Source organism: Trinickia symbiotica, from assembly GCF_002934455.1.
GTDB lineage: Bacteria > Pseudomonadota > Gammaproteobacteria > Burkholderiales > Burkholderiaceae > Trinickia > Trinickia symbiotica.
Genome location: NZ_PTIR01000017.1, coordinates 39,531 through 56,629, shown reverse-complemented (window position 1 = coordinate 56,629; position 17,099 = coordinate 39,531). Strand labels below are relative to the sequence as shown.

13 protein-coding genes are annotated in these 17,099 nt (G+C 59.7%); 3 read left to right on the top strand and 10 right to left on the bottom strand.

Annotated features, from left to right (window positions below):
* Both B0G57_RS22015 and B0G57_RS22010 read left to right on the top strand, forming a co-directional pair.
* A complete protein-coding gene (locus tag B0G57_RS22015) occupies nucleotides 1-342 on the top strand; it encodes an FKBP-type peptidyl-prolyl cis-trans isomerase (RefSeq protein WP_018439781.1) in 342 nt (113 codons plus the stop codon).
* A 65-nt stretch (nucleotides 343-407) separates the two neighbouring features.
* Nucleotides 408-1,190, top strand: a complete 783-nt coding sequence (locus B0G57_RS22010) for an AraC family transcriptional regulator (RefSeq protein ID WP_018439782.1) — start codon at nucleotides 408-410, stop codon at nucleotides 1,188-1,190.
* Between the two features lie 82 nt (nucleotides 1,191-1,272).
* Here the strand turns inward: B0G57_RS22010 and B0G57_RS22005 are convergent, their stop codons facing one another.
* From B0G57_RS22005 to B0G57_RS21995, 3 genes are all read right to left on the bottom strand, one after another.
* Nucleotides 1,273-2,463 (bottom strand): O-succinylhomoserine sulfhydrylase, encoded by a 1,191-nt coding sequence (locus tag B0G57_RS22005; RefSeq protein WP_026229513.1) that lies wholly within the window; start codon nucleotides 2,461-2,463, stop codon nucleotides 1,273-1,275.
* Nucleotides 2,464-2,581: 118 nt separating this feature from the next.
* A complete protein-coding gene (locus B0G57_RS22000; RefSeq protein WP_018439784.1) occupies nucleotides 2,582-3,442 on the bottom strand; it encodes a 2OG-Fe(II) oxygenase in 861 nt (286 codons plus the stop codon).
* Between the two features lie 55 nt (nucleotides 3,443-3,497).
* Nucleotides 3,498-4,178 (bottom strand): hypothetical protein, encoded by a 681-nt coding sequence (locus tag B0G57_RS21995; protein WP_146013338.1) that lies wholly within the window; start codon nucleotides 4,176-4,178, stop codon nucleotides 3,498-3,500.
* A gap of 292 nt (nucleotides 4,179-4,470) precedes the next feature.
* On the opposite strand from B0G57_RS21995, the gene B0G57_RS21990 reads away from it, so the two are divergent.
* Nucleotides 4,471-5,430 carry a cupin-like domain-containing protein gene (locus tag B0G57_RS21990; protein ID WP_223258597.1) on the top strand — a complete coding sequence of 320 codons (960 nt, stop codon included), beginning with the start codon at nucleotides 4,471-4,473 and terminating at the stop codon, nucleotides 5,428-5,430.
* Between the two features lie 57 nt (nucleotides 5,431-5,487).
* Here the strand turns inward: B0G57_RS21990 and B0G57_RS21985 are convergent, their stop codons facing one another.
* The 7 genes from B0G57_RS21985 to B0G57_RS21955 form a co-directional block, all read right to left on the bottom strand.
* Nucleotides 5,488-6,582, bottom strand: a complete 1,095-nt coding sequence (locus tag B0G57_RS21985; RefSeq protein ID WP_026229514.1) for an S-adenosylmethionine:tRNA ribosyltransferase-isomerase — start codon at nucleotides 6,580-6,582, stop codon at nucleotides 5,488-5,490.
* A gap of 148 nt (nucleotides 6,583-6,730) precedes the next feature.
* Complete coding sequence (locus B0G57_RS31445) at nucleotides 6,731-7,564, bottom strand: hypothetical protein (RefSeq protein WP_102606787.1); 834 nt, start codon at nucleotides 7,562-7,564, stop codon at nucleotides 6,731-6,733.
* 87 nt (nucleotides 7,565-7,651) lie between these two features.
* Complete coding sequence (locus B0G57_RS21975) at nucleotides 7,652-8,842, bottom strand: hypothetical protein (RefSeq protein ID WP_018439790.1); 1,191 nt, start codon at nucleotides 8,840-8,842, stop codon at nucleotides 7,652-7,654.
* 36 nt (nucleotides 8,843-8,878) lie between these two features.
* Nucleotides 8,879-12,379, bottom strand: coding sequence for an autotransporter outer membrane beta-barrel domain-containing protein (locus tag B0G57_RS21970; protein ID WP_018439791.1), 3,501 nt, complete (start codon nucleotides 12,377-12,379; stop codon nucleotides 8,879-8,881).
* Between the two features lie 1,403 nt (nucleotides 12,380-13,782).
* The gene (locus tag B0G57_RS21965) at nucleotides 13,783-14,520 is read right to left on the bottom strand and encodes a hypothetical protein (RefSeq protein ID WP_018439794.1); all 738 of its coding nucleotides are present in this window, start codon (nucleotides 14,518-14,520) and stop codon (nucleotides 13,783-13,785) included.
* The gene (locus tag B0G57_RS21960) at nucleotides 14,508-16,205 is read right to left on the bottom strand and encodes a hypothetical protein (protein ID WP_018439795.1); all 1,698 of its coding nucleotides are present in this window, start codon (nucleotides 16,203-16,205) and stop codon (nucleotides 14,508-14,510) included. The genes B0G57_RS21965 and B0G57_RS21960 overlap by 13 nt, the downstream gene beginning before the upstream one ends.
* A gap of 63 nt (nucleotides 16,206-16,268) precedes the next feature.
* Nucleotides 16,269-17,036, bottom strand: coding sequence for a hypothetical protein (locus tag B0G57_RS21955; RefSeq protein WP_018439796.1), 768 nt, complete (start codon nucleotides 17,034-17,036; stop codon nucleotides 16,269-16,271).
* Between the last annotated feature and the right edge of the window lie 63 nt (nucleotides 17,037-17,099).

The following is a 17,099-nucleotide window of genomic DNA, read 5'->3' as shown; positions in this document are numbered from 1 at the left end:
ATGTCGATCGTGACAACCGCTTCCGGCCTCAAGTATGAAGACCTGACCGAGGGCGCCGGCGCCGAAGCCACCGCCGGCCGCACCGTCAGCGTCCACTACACGGGCTGGCTCACCGACGGGCAGAAGTTCGATTCGAGCAAGGACCGCAACGATCCGTTCGCGTTCGTGCTCGGCGGCGGCATGGTCATCAAGGGCTGGGACGAAGGCGTGCAGGGCATGAAGGTGGGCGGCGTGCGGCGGCTCACCATCCCGCCTCAGCTCGGGTACGGTGCGCGCGGCGCGGGCGGCGTCATTCCGCCGAATGCGACGCTCGTGTTCGAAGTCGAATTGCTCGAAGCGTGATTGAGCACGCGGGGCCGGAATGCCAGCCGCGCGTGAAGACGTAACGTGAAGAGACTGAGAGACGCATGAGCAGGCAGGCGATCCGTGCGCCGAGCGTGACGCTGCGCTGCTTCGAGGAAGCGAGCGCGGCTGACGAGCACGATTTCCATCAAGTCGTGCTCGGGCTCGACGGCGCAATGGAGATGGCCGTGGACGGTGTTGCGCAACGCATCGACAAGCGCTATGCGTGGCTGATACCGGCGGGTTCGCGGCACGAATACGCGGGAATCGGCGAGAACCGACAAGTCGTGCTCGATTTGTCGCCCGCCTCGCTCGCGATACCCGAGCGGCTTTTTGCTCGCCCGCTCGTGGTCACCCTCGATGACGCGTTTGCCCGACTCGTCATGGACGTGGCAACGGGCGGTGCGCCGATGGCGAAACCCGCGTCGACGCTCGGGGCGTCGCACGCCCGACAATTCGCGTGGGATACCGCGACGCGTCTCGCTGCCGCACTCGCCACGGCAATCGGCATCGAACCACCCGCTGTCGGGCTCGATTTTCCTCGTATCGACAAGTGGCTGCGGACGAATTTGTCCGAGCCATTGCGGGTGCCCGATCTTGCGGCACATTGCGGATTCGGCACGCGGCGCTTCCATCAGTTGTTCGAAGAAGCGTTCGGCACGACACCGCATCGCTATTTGCAGCGCCTGCGGCTCGACACGGCCCTCGCGTTGCTGCGCGATCCTCGCAACACGCTGACTGACGTCGCGCTGGCCGTCGGCTTTGGCGATCAGAGCGCGTTCACGCATGCGTTCACGCGTCGATTCGGGCTTGCACCCGGGCAGTGGCGGGCGATGCGCGCTCATTGAGCGCGCACGCGTCGCTGTGCGCTCCTTTGTTGACACCGAGGCTAATCGGGGCCGGTTGACACAGCGTCGTCAGCAGTCCAAATCAGCGGTTCAGTCCTCGACCGAGGTCCGCGCAGATATCGTCCGCATCCTCGAGCCCCACCGCCACGCGCAGCAGCGCTTCGGTAATGCCGGCCTGCGCGCGCGCTTCCGGGGTGATGCGGCTGTGCGTCGTCGTTGCCGGATGCGTAATCGTCGTACGCGTATCGCCGACGTTGGCCGTGATCGAGCAGAGCTTCGTGTTGTCGATCACACGCCAAGCATTTTCACGTTGTTGCTCGGGTGTCTCGCCGACCACCTCGAATGCCAGCACCGAACCGCCCGAGCGTTGCTGCCGCTTTGCCAGTTCATACTGCGGATGCGATTCGAGCCCGGGATAAAAAACGCGCTTCACCGTGGGATGCGCCTCGAGCCACCGGGCGACGGTCAACGAGGAGGCGGAATGGCGCTCCGCACGCAGTGCAAGCGTCTCCATCCCTTTGAGCAGGATCCATGCGTTGAACGCGGACATCGTCGGCCCAGCGGTGCGGACGAACGGGAACACTTTCTCGATGATGAACTGGCGCGTGCCGACGAGGGCGCCACCCAGCACCCTGCCCTGCCCATCGATGAGCTTCGTGGCCGAATGCATGACGACGTCGGCGCCGAGCTTCAACGGTTGCTGAACGGCCGGACTGCAAAACGTGTTGTCTACCACGTAAATCGCGCCCGCCGCTTTCGCGATCTTGCCGACGGCTTCGATATCGCAAAGCTCCGTCATTGGATTCGAAGGCGTTTCGACGAAGAACATCTTCGTTTCAGGCCGTACGGCGGCTTTCCATGCATCGAGGTCGACGGGGTCGACGTACGTCGTTGTAATCCCGAAGCGCGAGAAAATCTGCGAGAACATGCCGAGCGTCGAGCCGAAAAGCGCGCGCGAGCTGACGATATGGTCGCCCGCCTGCATCGCGGCCATGACGACGGAGAGAATCGCGCTCATGCCCGAGGCGGTCGCGATGCAAGCCTCGCCGCCTTCAAGCGCGGCGAGGCGCTCCTGGAACATCGTGACCGTCGGGTTCGTGAAGCGGGAATACGTGTAGTAGTCCTCGGAATGCTTGAAGCGCTCGGCAGCTTCGGCGGCGCTTGTAAAGCAAAAACTCGAGGTTAGAAATAGCGCTTCCGAGTGCTCGTTGAAGTCTGTCCGCACCGTGCCGGCGCGCACGGCAAGGGTGTCGAAATTGAAAGAGTCGTCCATGTTCTCAATGCCTGCGAGGTCCGTTTGGTTCGGAGAGCGAAGTGCCTTGCCGTCCGGCAGCAAACCCGAAATCGCTCAATGCGCCGATTTTGACACAGTCCGCGCTTGGATCGTGCCGCTAAACGTACGCTCGCTCCCGTACCCACTTCGTCATGATCCATTTTTCGCCGGCAATGACGGGGGCGCCCCCGTGCAACGTCGTCGGATCGACCTGCCGCGAGCCGTTCGCATACCGGAAATAGACGGCGCAGCCGCGGCGCGGCGCCACCGATAGTCCGACTTCGGGAAAGATCGTTTCCCCGCCGGCTTCGACGTCATTCAGATAAACGATGAGCGTGGCGACACGCTGCCCTCCGTGAGCCAGGTGGACGTTGCTGCCTGCTTGCCCCGGCGGGAAATAATCGAAATGAGGACGATATTCGTCGCCGATGCCGTATCGGAGAACCTGCAGGCCTTCGCCGTTCTCGACGGGCCAATTCATCAAGCTGGCGAAACGCTGCTCGATTCGCGAGATAAAGGCGTCCTCCCCGCGCTGAAAGCAAATTCCCTTGCTCGACCGATTGGGGATGACGTCGAAGGTGCCGGTCGTGGGGTTGACCGTTGTCGAAGGTCGCAGGCGATCGCGCGAGCGCACAATCAATTCTTCGCATTCGTCATCAGCGAGCAAATCTGCAAACGTCATCAGCTGCGGTCGCTTGCAACGCATCAGCACTTTGACGTCACGATCGCTCGCGCGGACAACATTGCCGCTTCCAACGGGCGATGGGTCGTATTGATACTCGGCCGAAACCAGCTCCGCGGGCAATGAGTCGGTATGGTCTTCGCGACCGTGCAAGTCCATGAGCCGATGCACCGCCGCATTCGCCGCATTGGGATCGAAACCGGCCTGCATCATGGCCTCGATCATCGATTCCGGCGTGCAGCCACGATTCTTGTTGAGCGTCAGCCAATTTTTCCAAGTCTCGTCCAAAACGGCCATATTTCCTCCTTTTCCACATCGCATGCTCGCAGCGCTATCTTCAGTGCTGCCACCGTTATGCCTGACACCACGGTAGCCGTTCAAAAAATGCGCGCTCGTTGCCCGAATAATAGTGCGCCAGCACGGCATCATGTGGTGCCAGACACTCGCCACCCTGAACGACATCGCTTGGCGAAAAAGTATCGTGCGTCAAACCGCGGACGCCCCCAAGCGTCAACCAAATCGCGACCTGCTCGACAATCCACGCGTTACGCGACGGATACGGCAAGGCTTCCCGCCAGTCGTTGGAAGTGACGTGTGCGCGCAGAATCGACAGCGGCAACTCATACTGGCACTCGTAAGCTCGAGGCCAACGACACTGTCCCAACAAGAGGCGCCAAGTGAAGGCGAGGATGTCGTTCGCATGCTCGAGAAGGGATTCCCATAGCCGGTGGTTCATCAGGAAGCAACCCGTGCTGTACGGCATGACGGGCTCGCGAAGTACGGTCCGCGCGACTTGCTCCAGCAGCGATTCGTCGACATAGTCGCGATCGTAGCCGAACGGGCCGCGCGACGAGCTGGGTTCTTCACGGGCGTACCACTGCGCTCCCGAATACCGATCGAAAAGCTGCGCCACGTCGCTAAAGAAATATGTGTCGCAATCGAGGTAAAGAATCTGCTCGGCGTTTTCCAGCGGACAATGTCGCAGCGACAATATGCGCTCGTTATAGCGCCGCAAACTGCGAATGCTTTCCATGCACTGCGTCTCACACCGGGATCCCGCCATGCAGGCGATCGAATAGTAGACGAGTCGCATCGTTGTGTTGTGCAACCAGTATGGCAAATGCGGTATCGATTCGCGTTTCGCTTATCATTGGCTTCGAGCTCGAATGATGCCAGTAAACGACGCGCGCTTGCCTATCAGTTCTGATAGGCAATTAGCGTCGTCGGCTCCGATAGAGTCATCAATGCGAACTCACACCCAATGGACGAAATAGATGCCGCACGGGACAGTAGATGATGAGTGGCGGCGTTGGATTGCCGAGAACTTGACGCTCGGCCGCTCGGAAGAGTCGATCGTCCGCGAGATGGTTTCGAATGGCGTCGCTTCCGACGACGCACGACATGAAGTCAGAGCGGCGCTGATACATCCCTATGTGCAGGGGAGCAGGCGTTTGCGCGAGCGCTTAAAAAAGCGCGACTGGATTCTCGGCGTGTACCGTAGGCTATCGGTGATGCACAGGGAGGCCACCGATATAGAGCGCCGGGACGGGCTTGATCGGGAGGAGTTCTTCGAGCGCTTTTACTATGCGAATCGTCCCGTGATTATTGCCGGCATGTTGGACGAATGGCCTGCGCTCAGGCGGTGGAGCTGCGCCATTTTCCGCGAGCGTTGGGGCGAGCGGGAGGTGGAAGTCCAATTCGGTCGGGAAAGCGATCCCGACTTCGAGATCAACAAAGGCTTATTGACGAAGAAGATGCGCTTTGGCGATTACGTCGATCTCATCGAGCGGTCATCGCCCACCAACGATTTCTATATGACGGCGAGCAATCATTCGCTTAACCGCCGAGCGCTCGCCGAGCTTTGGGATGACCTCAAGCCGCTGCCGCCTTACCTGGATCCAAGGTCGCCCGACGATGGCTTTCTTTGGTTCGGCCCTGCGGGAACGATCACGCCGTTCCATCATGACCTGACGAACAATTTACTAGCGCAGGTTGTGGGCCGCAAGCGCATTCTGCTCGTGCCGCTTCACGATACGCCGTTCATGTATAACCATCTGCACTGCTTTTCAACGGTTGACGGCAAACGGCCGAACCTCGAGGTGACACCCGCGTTCGCCAATGCTCGATTCATGCAATGCACGCTCGAGCCGGGTGAACTGCTGTTTCTGCCCATCGGCTGGTGGCACTATGTGGAGGCGATTGAAGTATCGATAACCGTGGCCTTTACGAACTTTGCCGCACCGAACGATTTCTTTGTCGACTACACAACGTTCGGAGGTGTTTGAATCCGTCGTCGGCCTTCGCATTGAGAACGCGTTTCGCGTGTTGGCGCTATCGGGCCACTAAACGATCAGCATGCTGTCGCCGAACATATCGAACTCGTAGCCGCCCGCGGCAATCATCTCGGCATAGCTTTTCATCACCAGGTCGTAGCCGCCAAACGCCGCCGTCAGTACGAGGTGAGTCGACCTGGGCCGGTGAAGATTCGTGAGCAATGCATCCGCGACGTTGAAGCGAAAACCGGGGTAAATGTAAAGACCGGTCCATCCCGTCTGCGGTTCTATTGCCGCCTTTGACGTGTTGCCGACCGCCAATGTTTCCAGAGTCCGCAAAACGGTCGTCCCGACCGCAACAACGCGCCGCCCTTCGTCCATCGCCCGGTTGATCTGAGCCGCGGCTATTGGACCGACAGAGAAAAACTCCGGTCTCACCTGGTGCTGTTCGATTTCAGGCTCGCCAATGGCACGCACGGAGAGAAGTTCAGTCGCGCCCACGTGCAGCGTGATGTACGCGATTTCGACACCCTTGCCCGCTAAGCGCCCCAGCAACGCCTCGGAAAAGTGAAGGCCCGCCGATGGAATGTGCAGCGAGCCCGGCGTCTTCGCATAGACCGAACGATATGCAGCGGGCGTCGAACGCCAGGACGACGGCACGGGGCTTGTATCCACCATGCCGCGCTCCGCCGGCAAGGCCGAGCGGTAAAAGCGCTGCCCGTACTGCTCCAACGTCTGCGTCAGTCGGTCCATAGGATCGAACGTAGCCCTCCAAAGCCCACGCGGCAGCGGCGCGGTCAAAGTGCATCGAAGCCGGTCGTCGTCCGCCGACACCAGAACAAGGCCGGATTCGGGTACGTCGATCGGCCGGATGGCGACGATGGCCGTAGCCTCCGGCTCATGACCGCAGATGATCACCCACGCCGCATGATTGCCGTTCTGGAACAAAAGCATGTTCGGCAATACGTAGCTGTCGTTCAGAACGAGAAGGTCGCCACCGCGAACATGATCGCAAATGGACGAAAACACCTCATGCGCGATTGTCCCGCATTCCCTGTCGAGCACGATCATCCTCCCGCTATCGCGCTGGTGGCCGCGCAATTCGACAGGGAACTCTGGTACGAGGGCCGGCTCGAGTGTGAAGTAGAAGTCCTCGGTTCTCACAATGCACCCCTCTCTATCGTCCGCAGCCGATCATTCGCGCAGGGCACAGCGCGCGAACGTGTCGCGCGCTGCCCGCCCTTCACCACGCCCGGATACGACGTGGTTGGGCGGTGGAGCGCATCAGCTCGAAGATGTTGCAGCATCTTCGTCAGTACAAGACTGCGGTTTGCGAAGCATGTGCCAGCACCGTGTGCTGACCGTCGTCAGGCGGATACGACACAGTGATGTTGCATGTCTCCCCATCGCCCTTGCTATCGGACACGTCCGAAGGGTTGTAAAAGATCGTAAAGGACACCTGTCCTTTGTCGTCGGTCACCTGTTGCGGTAGCAGACATTGCAATGGGCTCTCGTAGTGAATTCCGCACAAAACGCCCTTCACAGGATCACCGAAAAGCCCCCCGTCCTTCAAAGTCGCCGTCACCGTGTAGCTATGGTTTTCATCAAACTGCGGAAAAAGCGGCCATAGCGTCAAGGAATAGCTTGGCGTTGGCGTTGGCGTTGGTGTCGGCGTTGGTGTCGGCGTTGGTGTCGGTGTCGGTGTCGGTGTCGGTGTCGGTGTCGGTGTCGGTGTCGGTGTCGGTGTCGGTGTCGGTGTCGGCACCTCCGTGAACGCGAAAGGTTTTTTGTCCGACACCCCTGTTTGCACCCATACGCCCTTTACATTTACATCATTTCCGTCCTCTGCGGTCCGACTGCAAAGCAACACATCGGGCTTGACAGTAGATCCAGTGGCGCTGTCGCAATCCCTTGTTGCAGTCTTGCTAGGTCCCCCGTCCTCGTTGAAGTATGCGAACCCCGAGTCTTCGATGGTGAACTGAACTTGCTGGCCGTCCCCCGGTAAATTAAGCACGCCGCCGTCGTCATACGCAATTTTGGCACTGACGACGATCGAGCTATTACCATCCGCTGGCTGTGGACTGCCCTTCACCTTGACGACAATCTCAGGCGTCTGGTTTTTCTGGTTCTTCTGATTCTTCCCCATGGCAATCTCCCAGCAGTATGCGGTCAATCACAATGTCAAAACGAAAACCTGCTGTCTGATGCGCGACGACGCCTGTCACCTACCTCTTCACCACGCGCCGCTCACCTTGGGAGGGGAGACAAACGACGGATACGCATAGATGCTATCTTCCTGTCCCGTCGGATCTGAAATCTGCACCTCCACCGCGCCCGGCAACTGACTGCCATCGCCTTTCACGCCAACAATTACCCAACCCGAGGGGTTTAGCTGCGGGGTAAAGGATTTCTGTCCGTTTTCGAATACGCCCGGGCCTGAGTTGATTGCCATCTTGACTGAGCCGTTCTCCGGACCGAAGACGCTGATTTGGCATTGCGATGTGCCATCGCATGGTGCGGCACGCGTATAGCCGTAGCTCAAGACGTAATCCACATCCATACCCGCAGACTGCATCGGGAGGAAGGGCACCATTTTTTGCACTGGCGTGATCGACCCCAACATCGCCAACGCGTTTTTATCTGCGCTGCCCTGATAGAACGGCGCAACGGCAACCGTTGCGAGCCAGCTCTTAGCGGTACCAGGCATCTGAATACTGCGTTGCCAAGTCCCATCGTCACCGATCGTGAAGTTCTCCTTGGTCGGCTCGACGTCCTGCCCGACAATTGTGGCGCCGTTGCCGACCACCAGCACACAGCGCAACTTGGGCGGGCCATACACCGTCAGCACACTCGATGGTTGCCAGTCCGGATGATGGGCTTCGTCGAGCGGAGGACTGCCGTAAGCAGCCACCACGTCGAGCAAAAGCGCCGTCTGCGTGGACGCATGGCTGTCGACATACGCCTTGGAGACCAAGCTGTCGGAGCCCGACGGGTTCGAGGGATTATCGATGCGGCCGATTAGGTTTCCATCGACATAGAAGTCGTAAGTGAATCCGGTCTGTACGGCCCAGTTGAGCGCAGAGCTGGACAGGTTGAGTCCGTTCGTGTTCTTCGTGGGCGGTTTCCATGGAGTCTTCACCGAAAAATTGACATCGCTCTTGAAGTTGACATCGCTCTTGAAGAAATGTGGATTGGTCCACTGCGGCGAAATGCTCTGATCCAAGCCCGGCGTCGCATCCGAGCGCATGTACGTCGTCGCGCTACCGTCTTTGGGCTCCAGGTTCACGTAACCTGTCGGAGCGCCGGGTTTGACGCTGCCCCCGCTCGACCCTCCCTTGACATGCAGTGTGCCGTCGGGGTCCATGGTGAAGTCATCACTTAGCTTGATGGCACCCAAATCTTCGTTCGTGGCTACCGGCAACATTTGCTTTCTCCTTGAATCGCCTCTGGCTGTTAAGCGTTAGAACGTATAGCGCAACCCCAGCGTCGCTCCGATGCTGTCGAAGCCATGACCGAGCCGCTGTTTTCCGCTCACTTCTCCATACGCCGACAGATTCGGCGTAATCATCCCGGCGGCGCCAATACCGAGTTGCACGGCACTGCCCGGCGTGGCAACCTCGAACGTCTGACCCGACATCGTTAGATTGGGCGAGTTCATCCAGGTGTGCAGGAAATCGACGCGCATGTACGGCTTCCACGAAACCGTCCAAGGAACAGGCATCGACATCCGCACTCCAAGAAGCCCCGTGAAAGCGAACAAGTCGCCTGTATTGACGTTGATGCCGTCGTTGTCTTGCCTGCCCTCGAAGTGCAGCAATTGCGCGAGCACCTGCGCATGCGGCTCAATCTCGAGACCATTGTTGAGCGTGATGCTGCGGCCGCTCTCCATCGAAACATCAAAGCCGTTGGCTGCGATGCGACCTATCTCTCCACGCTGCGATGTACTAATGGCCCCGCTATAACGCCCTGCCGAAACGACGCCATCGACGTACCAGCCATTGCGGTTCTGCCACGTTCCCGTCAATGCGAGGTTGTAAGTGTCGATCGAGGCGGAGCTCGACTCGACGGCAGCCGCCTGCGGATCCACCGATGTGTGCCCCAGCGTGACCGCGCCTCCGAGACGCAGCTCGTGATCTCCGCTGACTCGCTTCAGCCAATTGCCGCCGAACTGAAGTGCTTCGATGTCCTGATTGAAGTCGTAGCCGTAATTTTGAAAACCGAGGTTGCTGTGGTAAAAGCTGCGACTGTCGATCGTTCTCGCAAAGACCTCCTCGGTCTGCCCCGATGAGTCCGAGATGCCGTGACGAACATCGCCGAGGCGGCGATAGAGATTGTCGATTACCGTTGCTTCATAGTTTTGCAGAGCCAACGGAGCAGTCAGATAGGTGCTGCCTTGCGGAACGATCGCGGGGCGCCCACCTCCGCCGCCGTCGGGCTCTCCCGGGTGCGGCAGCCCGCTCGAATCAATGTAGGACGTCTGAAGACGATAGTCCCATTGCGGCGTCTGCCCGTTCGGCAAGAGGCTTTGCGAGGGGTCAGGCGTCGCGTTGCTGCCAGGACCGTATGCAAAGAGTCGATACTGATAGGGACTCCCAGACGCAACAACGTACCCCCCGGCCAGCGAAAACGCAATTGCCGTGGATTGTGCGCCTACCTGCACCAACGAAATCCCCTCGGTCGGAATAGGCTGATTGTTGAGCGCCGTGTTGGTGTTCGCGCCGGTGCCGGACGTCGTCAAATTCAATGACGTCTGTCCGCTAGCATTGCCCGTAACGAGGAGACGATCGGTATTCTGATTCGCAAGAGCGCCGCCGACATTCAGTTCGGTACGCATCTTCACTGTGCCGCCGCCCTGGTAATTGCCGTTGACCGTCAGCGTCTGGTAGTTGGTCACACCCGCCGCGCGCGCCGACACGCCGCTCGCGGCCTGCGACCCGAAGACGATCGTTCCTTGGTTAGTCAACTGGGTGAGCAACGCATCGCCCGTCATGTTCCAGGTGCTCGTGCTGTCAGTCGTCAGCGCCGCCGTTGCGCCGCCCTGCAGTTCGGGCACACCGGTATAGGAACTGCCGTTCGACAAGTTGACATTGAGCTGCGTGCCTGCACCATCCGCGCGCAAGCCGCCCGACAATACCTCCTGCGAGGCATTGAGCGTACCGGTACCGTTAATGACGTGATAAAGGGCGCTGCCTGCTCCTACCGAGACACTCGTTCCGTTCGCGAGGTTCAAGGTACTCGTATCGTTCGCGAGAATGCCGTCGCCGTTGCTCGACACCGCACCGCCCGAAAGACTGACAGTCGTGCCGACTTCCTGCGTGATTGCCGGCGCAGCCGTAGTAGTCGTCGTTGCGTCGACGGTCGCGCGACCCAGATCGAGCGTGCCTTGCTTCACGTCGGCGCCCGCCAGCTTGCTCACGCCCGTGAACGTCAGCGAACCGTTGCCCAATTTCGTCAGCGTGGCGTTAGCACCCGGCGATTGATCGACGATGCTGTCCCACGTCGTCGAAACACCGTCGTCGACGATCACCCCGCCGCTCGTCGGCTGAGTGCCGTTGGCCTGTAACTGAATCTGCCGGTGCGAGGCAAAGCTGCCGGCAACCTCGAGGTTGCCGCCGTTGAGCACCACTTCACGCTCACAAGCCGAATGTCCGGCGCAGTCGGTCTCGCCGAGGTTGCTATCCTGGGAGACCTTCAAGGTTCCGCCTAGAATGCGCGTCGATCCCACGTAGTGATTGACGCCGGTCAACCAGAGTGTATTGGTGCCTGTCTTTACGACGTAGACACCTTGTCGACCAACAACGGTTCCGTCTCCGCCTATCTGCGCCTCTGCAGTTTGATCGTCACCGTTCTCGCCGAGCCAAATGCCGTCGTCGCCGCCGATGATGCCGCCGTTTTTCGCGTCCTTTCCGTACTTCAAGTGCAGTTGTTGCCATTGATTCGCCGAAGCACCCGTCGAATCGAACGCTGTCGGATCGGAAAGATCAAGCCAGCCGCCGTTCAACTCGAAGTCATGGTTGAACTGCGAAGCGTCTCCCATATTGCGGATCAACAGCGTTCCGCCCTCGATGAACGTTGTGCCCGTAAATCCGAATGCCGAGGTACCCGACAAGGTCTGATTACCCGCGTTTTGCTTGATGACGTTGCCGTAACCCGAGATCGAACCATGAAAGACGTAGGTCCCGTTGCCGGCGAGTTTGAGATCGGCCGTCGATCCGCTGCTGGTTCCGAGTCGAACGGCCGCAGTCGTCGTAACTGGGTTCTGTGCGATGAGGCCTGCCAACGTAAAGCCGCCGTTGCTGACGTCGAGCGTGCCGCCGGTGTGCGATCCGTCGTCGAAAGTGAACCGATCGTTGTGAACGTTGCTTCCGCTCGCTCCGCCCACCGCCAACGTGCCGGATGAAATCGTCGTATCGCCCGCGTAGTCGAAGACGTTCGAGCCGGACAGCGTCTGCGTGCCGCTGCCGACCATCGTCAGACCGCCGCTGCCCGTAATGGAGCCCGAGAATGTCTGCGACCCCGAGCCTTCCAGGACGAGGTCCGAACTCGAGCCGCTGCTTGCGGTCTTGACCGTGCCGCTTCCCGAAATGCCGCCCAGCTGAAAGCTGCCGCCGTTCGCGCTGATATCGAGGGTGCCGGACGCGTCGATGGTGAAGGTCTTCCACGTGCTGCGAACGTCGCGCCCGACAGCGCCGCCGGCGACAGCCAGCGTTCCGCCGTTGACATTCGTCGCCCCCGTGTAGTCGAAGACATGCGCGCCCGATAGCACCTGCGTGCCCGTGCCGTTCAGTGTGAGTCCGCCCGATCCTTGGATATTGCCGGAATAGGTCGTGGAGCCTCCGCTTGCGCCATCGAGGATGAGATCGTTCGCACCAAGATTGACCGTGCCGGCATTCGTACCGCTGCCGCCGGACTCGAGCAATCCCGCCGTCAGTGTCGAGGTCCTGCCGCTCAGGTCGAGCAATCCTCCGGTCGCGCCGGCGTCGATCCTGATGATCGATCCTGACGCATCGGAGGTGCTGTCGTTGAAAGTGCGCGCCGACGCCGTTTGTCGTAATTGAGTTCTGCTGCGGTATGCCCGAGGTCGGGTCGCACGCCGTCGGACTAGCGCCGCCATTGGTTCCGCAAAAGAGCACGGGACTGCTCGACGGATTGTCGTCGATGAGAAGACCATACACGTTGTCGCGATTGGTTACGATCTGGACGCCGGAGGCCTTCACGCTACCGCCGCTGGTATCGATGGCCGCGGCGTAGTTTCCGGAACCGCTGTGCGGAGGCGCGCTCGTGTTTGTGGAGTTGTCGGAACTCAACTGCACGTCGTCGAGCACGACAGCGCCAGTCGTATCTATGCTGAATGCGGCTGACGCCGCGCTCGGGCCCGAATTCTGCAACGTGACCGTCGCATGCTTCAGCGTCAACGACGCATCGTTGATGACCACAAATACCGATTGAAGGCGATCTGCTCCCAGCGGGGTATTTGCCCCCTGCGAGACAAAGTGACTGAGACTTCCCGCTCCGAGACCGCTCCCGTCGAGCGTCACTGTACCGCCTTGCGCCAGAACGCTCACGGCACTCGTGTAGAGAGAGACAGGGCCGGTGAGTGCCACCGAGGTCGCGATTTGCGTCCAAATACCAATTCCCTGCGAAACGTCGCCGGCGGATACTCCAACATTCAGCGCCCCGCTTCCGGAAACCTGGGCTCCGTTTTGCACATAGAGCGCGATGCTTGGACTTGCCGTTGCGCTTGGCGACGCCAACTGGATGCTCAACGTTCCGTCCAATTGCAGCTTCGCCAGCGAGCCAGTGGCCGCTCTAATGAGCGTAATGCCCTCCTGATAGGCGGCTTCTGCAGGACCGAAGATCGCCACGTTTGCCTGAGAATCGATGGTGAATTGCGCCACGGCCTGCGCGGAGTTCGACGACTGGACCAGCACTCCTCGCCAGTTGTTCTTGTACGCACCCGTCTCCTGTATCGTCTGGTTTCCGTCGACGGCGAACACAAGTGTGGATGGCTGCGCATTGCCGATCACAATGGTGCTCATATTGCTGCCATTTCCGTGATCGTCATAAGCGTTATCGCCGGCGGCTGAGACGGTTACGTTCGATGACTGCCCTTGCAGATTGACGACCGGATTGCCGCCGAGCGTGTTGCTCCCATCGATATTGGTGCATGTGGGGATGTTGTTGCCTTGGGCGGCAATCGTCCACGGCGCAGTGACCGAGTTCGGCGACGTGCAAACCGCGTGTGCGGTTGCCGGTACCGCGCCGCCAAAGAGGATAAGGAGCGCGCCATAGACCGCTTTCAGGCGCGCAGGAGGTAAGTCAAGATCGGAAGACAAACAACGAATTGCCATTCTATGGAATTGGTTATAACGAAACTGAGAATGCAAGCCACGCGGGCGGGCCCGGTGGCACTTCGATCGAAAGGAGGTCTCCTGTTTGGAGATCGACATCGTCGAAGATATCGATCTTCCATTCATGGACATCCGCGTCGAACGTGATTTCGCCGATTTGCGACGTCTGATCCGTCGGCGTTCGCCTTCCGATCGGGAGTGTCGGGGGATTGGAAACGCGTGCCGCGGGACCCATGGTGCGAATGACGGGCGCATCCCTCAGCAGACGGCAATCGGTCGGCAACACCCATGCATCTAGGAAACCGGAAACATACGTCCCGTAGAAGCTGCCTGCATGCATGCACGAAGCCGATGCCGACGAAGAGTCGCGCAACGCAATCGTCACCTGCGACGAAAGGTCCCGGAATGAGCACGACACGACGCACGAATCGGAAAGCGCCGGCAGTTCGTTCCTTTGAAAAAGGACATCGTTGACAAAGCGACGCGCACTTCCCGCTTTCGCATCTTTCTCTGTGTCTCCAAACGTCACGACGAAGTGCTCATCGGCGACGGCATCGGGCAACAGCACGCTGACCACAACCGGGTCGCGAGGATCGATATTGATCAAGTCGAGCACCAGGTCGGGCGCTTGAAACAGCCATGGGGACACAAGCGTTTGCGCTTGATTCACTGCAACGTTCAATCGCGTGCCCTCGAATCGCGTGCCCTCGGGCAGCAACGAATGGCTGTACTTGCCGCTTACATTTCGCATATGGAAGCCTCGGAAAACCTCTGACTCCTGCCGTCATCCCAACCCGCCGGCGCAATGGTGTCCAAAGGCAGCAACAGAATCTCCGACGTATAAAGCGGCGTTGCTGCATCGACGCTGACCAACGCCGGCTGCGTCAAGGAAGACTCGTATATTCGGTATTGCGCCTGAAATGTCCCCAGATCACCCTCACTTGATTGCCCGTAGCCCATCAACGTGCGACTGGGAAACCACCATTCGGCATAGCCGAGCTGCAGCATCTTTCCATTCAAACGCCATCCAACCGGTCCGTTGGCGATGGCGCCCCTCGGCTGATCGTCGAAAGGATCCGGGCGGGAGCCGTTCAGGTAGACCGTGAGCCAAACGGTATAGCCAAGCCCGACATTGAGGCCGCCGAGCGGTATCCGCAGTCGTATGCCTTTCGATACGCGGTCACAATTGAGCGGGAGCCCCAATTCGTCTCCAACCACGTATGGAGCAGGCGCCGTGAATATGGCCTCCGGCGGCGTAGCGCAAGGTAGCGGTCCCTTTGCTCGGAACCAGTTAGTCATCGAATAAAACGCTTGGTCAGCTTGCGAGACGACGTAGGCAACGCTGTTTTCCGGCTGAACCTCGTCGTAATCGATACTCCTCAAGGCAAAACACCCAGCTTGGATCTTCCCAACAGGATCCTTGGTCGCATCCTGCACGAGCAGGTCCCCCTGATATTCGCCATTGCAAAACAGATAGACATGGTCGTTCTTATTGACTCCTTGATAATGCGGAATCTGCACGTCAAATGTCGTCGAGGTGCCGTCGAGCGTCAGCTCGTCGCCGTCCTGTAAAATCGGCTGGGGGCCGGCGACGGTGCCGCCTCCACCGTCTGGCACGTTGGCAACGACGAATATCGTCAAGCTGTTCATACCGTACGCTCCGACGGTGGATTGCAACGTGCCCAACGCAGGCAAGCTCGCCTTTGCACATACGAAGACGTCCGCGCATCCGAATTCGTCAGTGCATATATCGGCGCCCCAGCCGAGTGCCGAGTCTTTGTAGACAGGCAGCGCGTGCGAAACATCGGCATCGTATTCGCGGTATAAAAGCAGTTGTGTCACCCACCATGCGTCGATGTCATCGCCCCGTGCGCCGAGCCGTACACGCATGTTCGTCAACGGACCGCCATCTCCGTCGAGTACGCAAACCGAGCAATAGGCAAAGCTCCCATCGGACGGGACGGTATTCCTCTGCGACAATGGCACGAAACGCCCCGAGCGACCGGTCGTGGCGAACACGATCGGCTTCGATACAGTGAACTCCAGCGGATCGGAAGTCACATCGCCTATCCACGTTTTCGCGGAGACCTGATACGGCCCGCCGGTCGCGCCGCCCACCCATACGCTCAACTGAGCCACGCCTCGACCGTAACCCGTGCGCTGCAATGTGACGGAGACGCTCCCCGTCTTCGAATCTGGCGCGCAATTCTGGTCAGCCGGAAAAACGACAAACTCGAAAGTCGAGTTCTGAATCGACTGCTGCGGCGAAGCGATCTTGGAGAAGACGATTTCTTGTCCATTCAGCACATCCGCGCCGCCCCCCTTCGTCAGCGTCGCCGTAAGAACAACAACCTGGCTGGAGTAGAACGTATACGCGCCGCCCTCTCCAGACGTCGCCCCCACATCGGCCGTAAGCGTCAAGGTGTCGCCCGACATCCCATTACCTCCTTTCGATTCAAGCGCGGAAGCGTCGGGCAACTCGCGAAGAAAGACTAACCGCTACATCGCCAGTGCCACATAGATTGCCGCGTCCTTCTGGTTCTCGAGCCTGACGGTAACGAGATCGGAACGCTCAAATTGCATCGTGCCGTTGCGATCCGGTGTCCAGTGCGCGCCATCGGCCGAACTGAAATTCGCGAACAACTGATCACCAGCATTGGGCGGCGTTCGATAGACGCCGAGCGTGACATTCGAATCGGATCGCTTATCACCAATCGACCGAATAATGAAGTCGTTAGGAGCCAGCGTCCGCTCGTTCGCCACCACCCCGCTCGCAATCACTCCCGGCACATAGGTCCCATAAAAGCCCGCCTGGAAAACCCATCCCGCCGCGCCCGGCGTACCTACAACTTCGACGGGCACCCGTTCGGACAACGACGAATTGCCAGACCGACTCGTGACCATATAAAAAACCTCGTACTCGCACGACGGCAGCGACTGAAGCGGTTGTAAGAACACCGAATACTCATAGTCGGGTGGATCCGCCCGCGGGTCCGCGAGATATCGATACCTGTGGATCTTGTGCGCCAAGCCCTCGTTTGCCTGCGCATCCACGCGGTCGAAAACGACCGTGATCGAATCGCCCAGGCTACGCTCGCTGTACCGCGGGACCCGTATCTCCACCGCGCCTGCGGAGGCGACAGCCTCCGACCCGAGATCGAGCCTATACGTGCCACCGGCCTGCTGCTCTGCTTGCGGCAGACGAGGGCCTTTGAGGACCGCCTGCCCTGTCTCGCCCACCGCGATACCCACACTCTTCAGCGACATCGACCCGCCTCCCGTCGCGCGGCATGCAAAGCAATGACTTTCGTTAGGGGACCTTGCGTGACT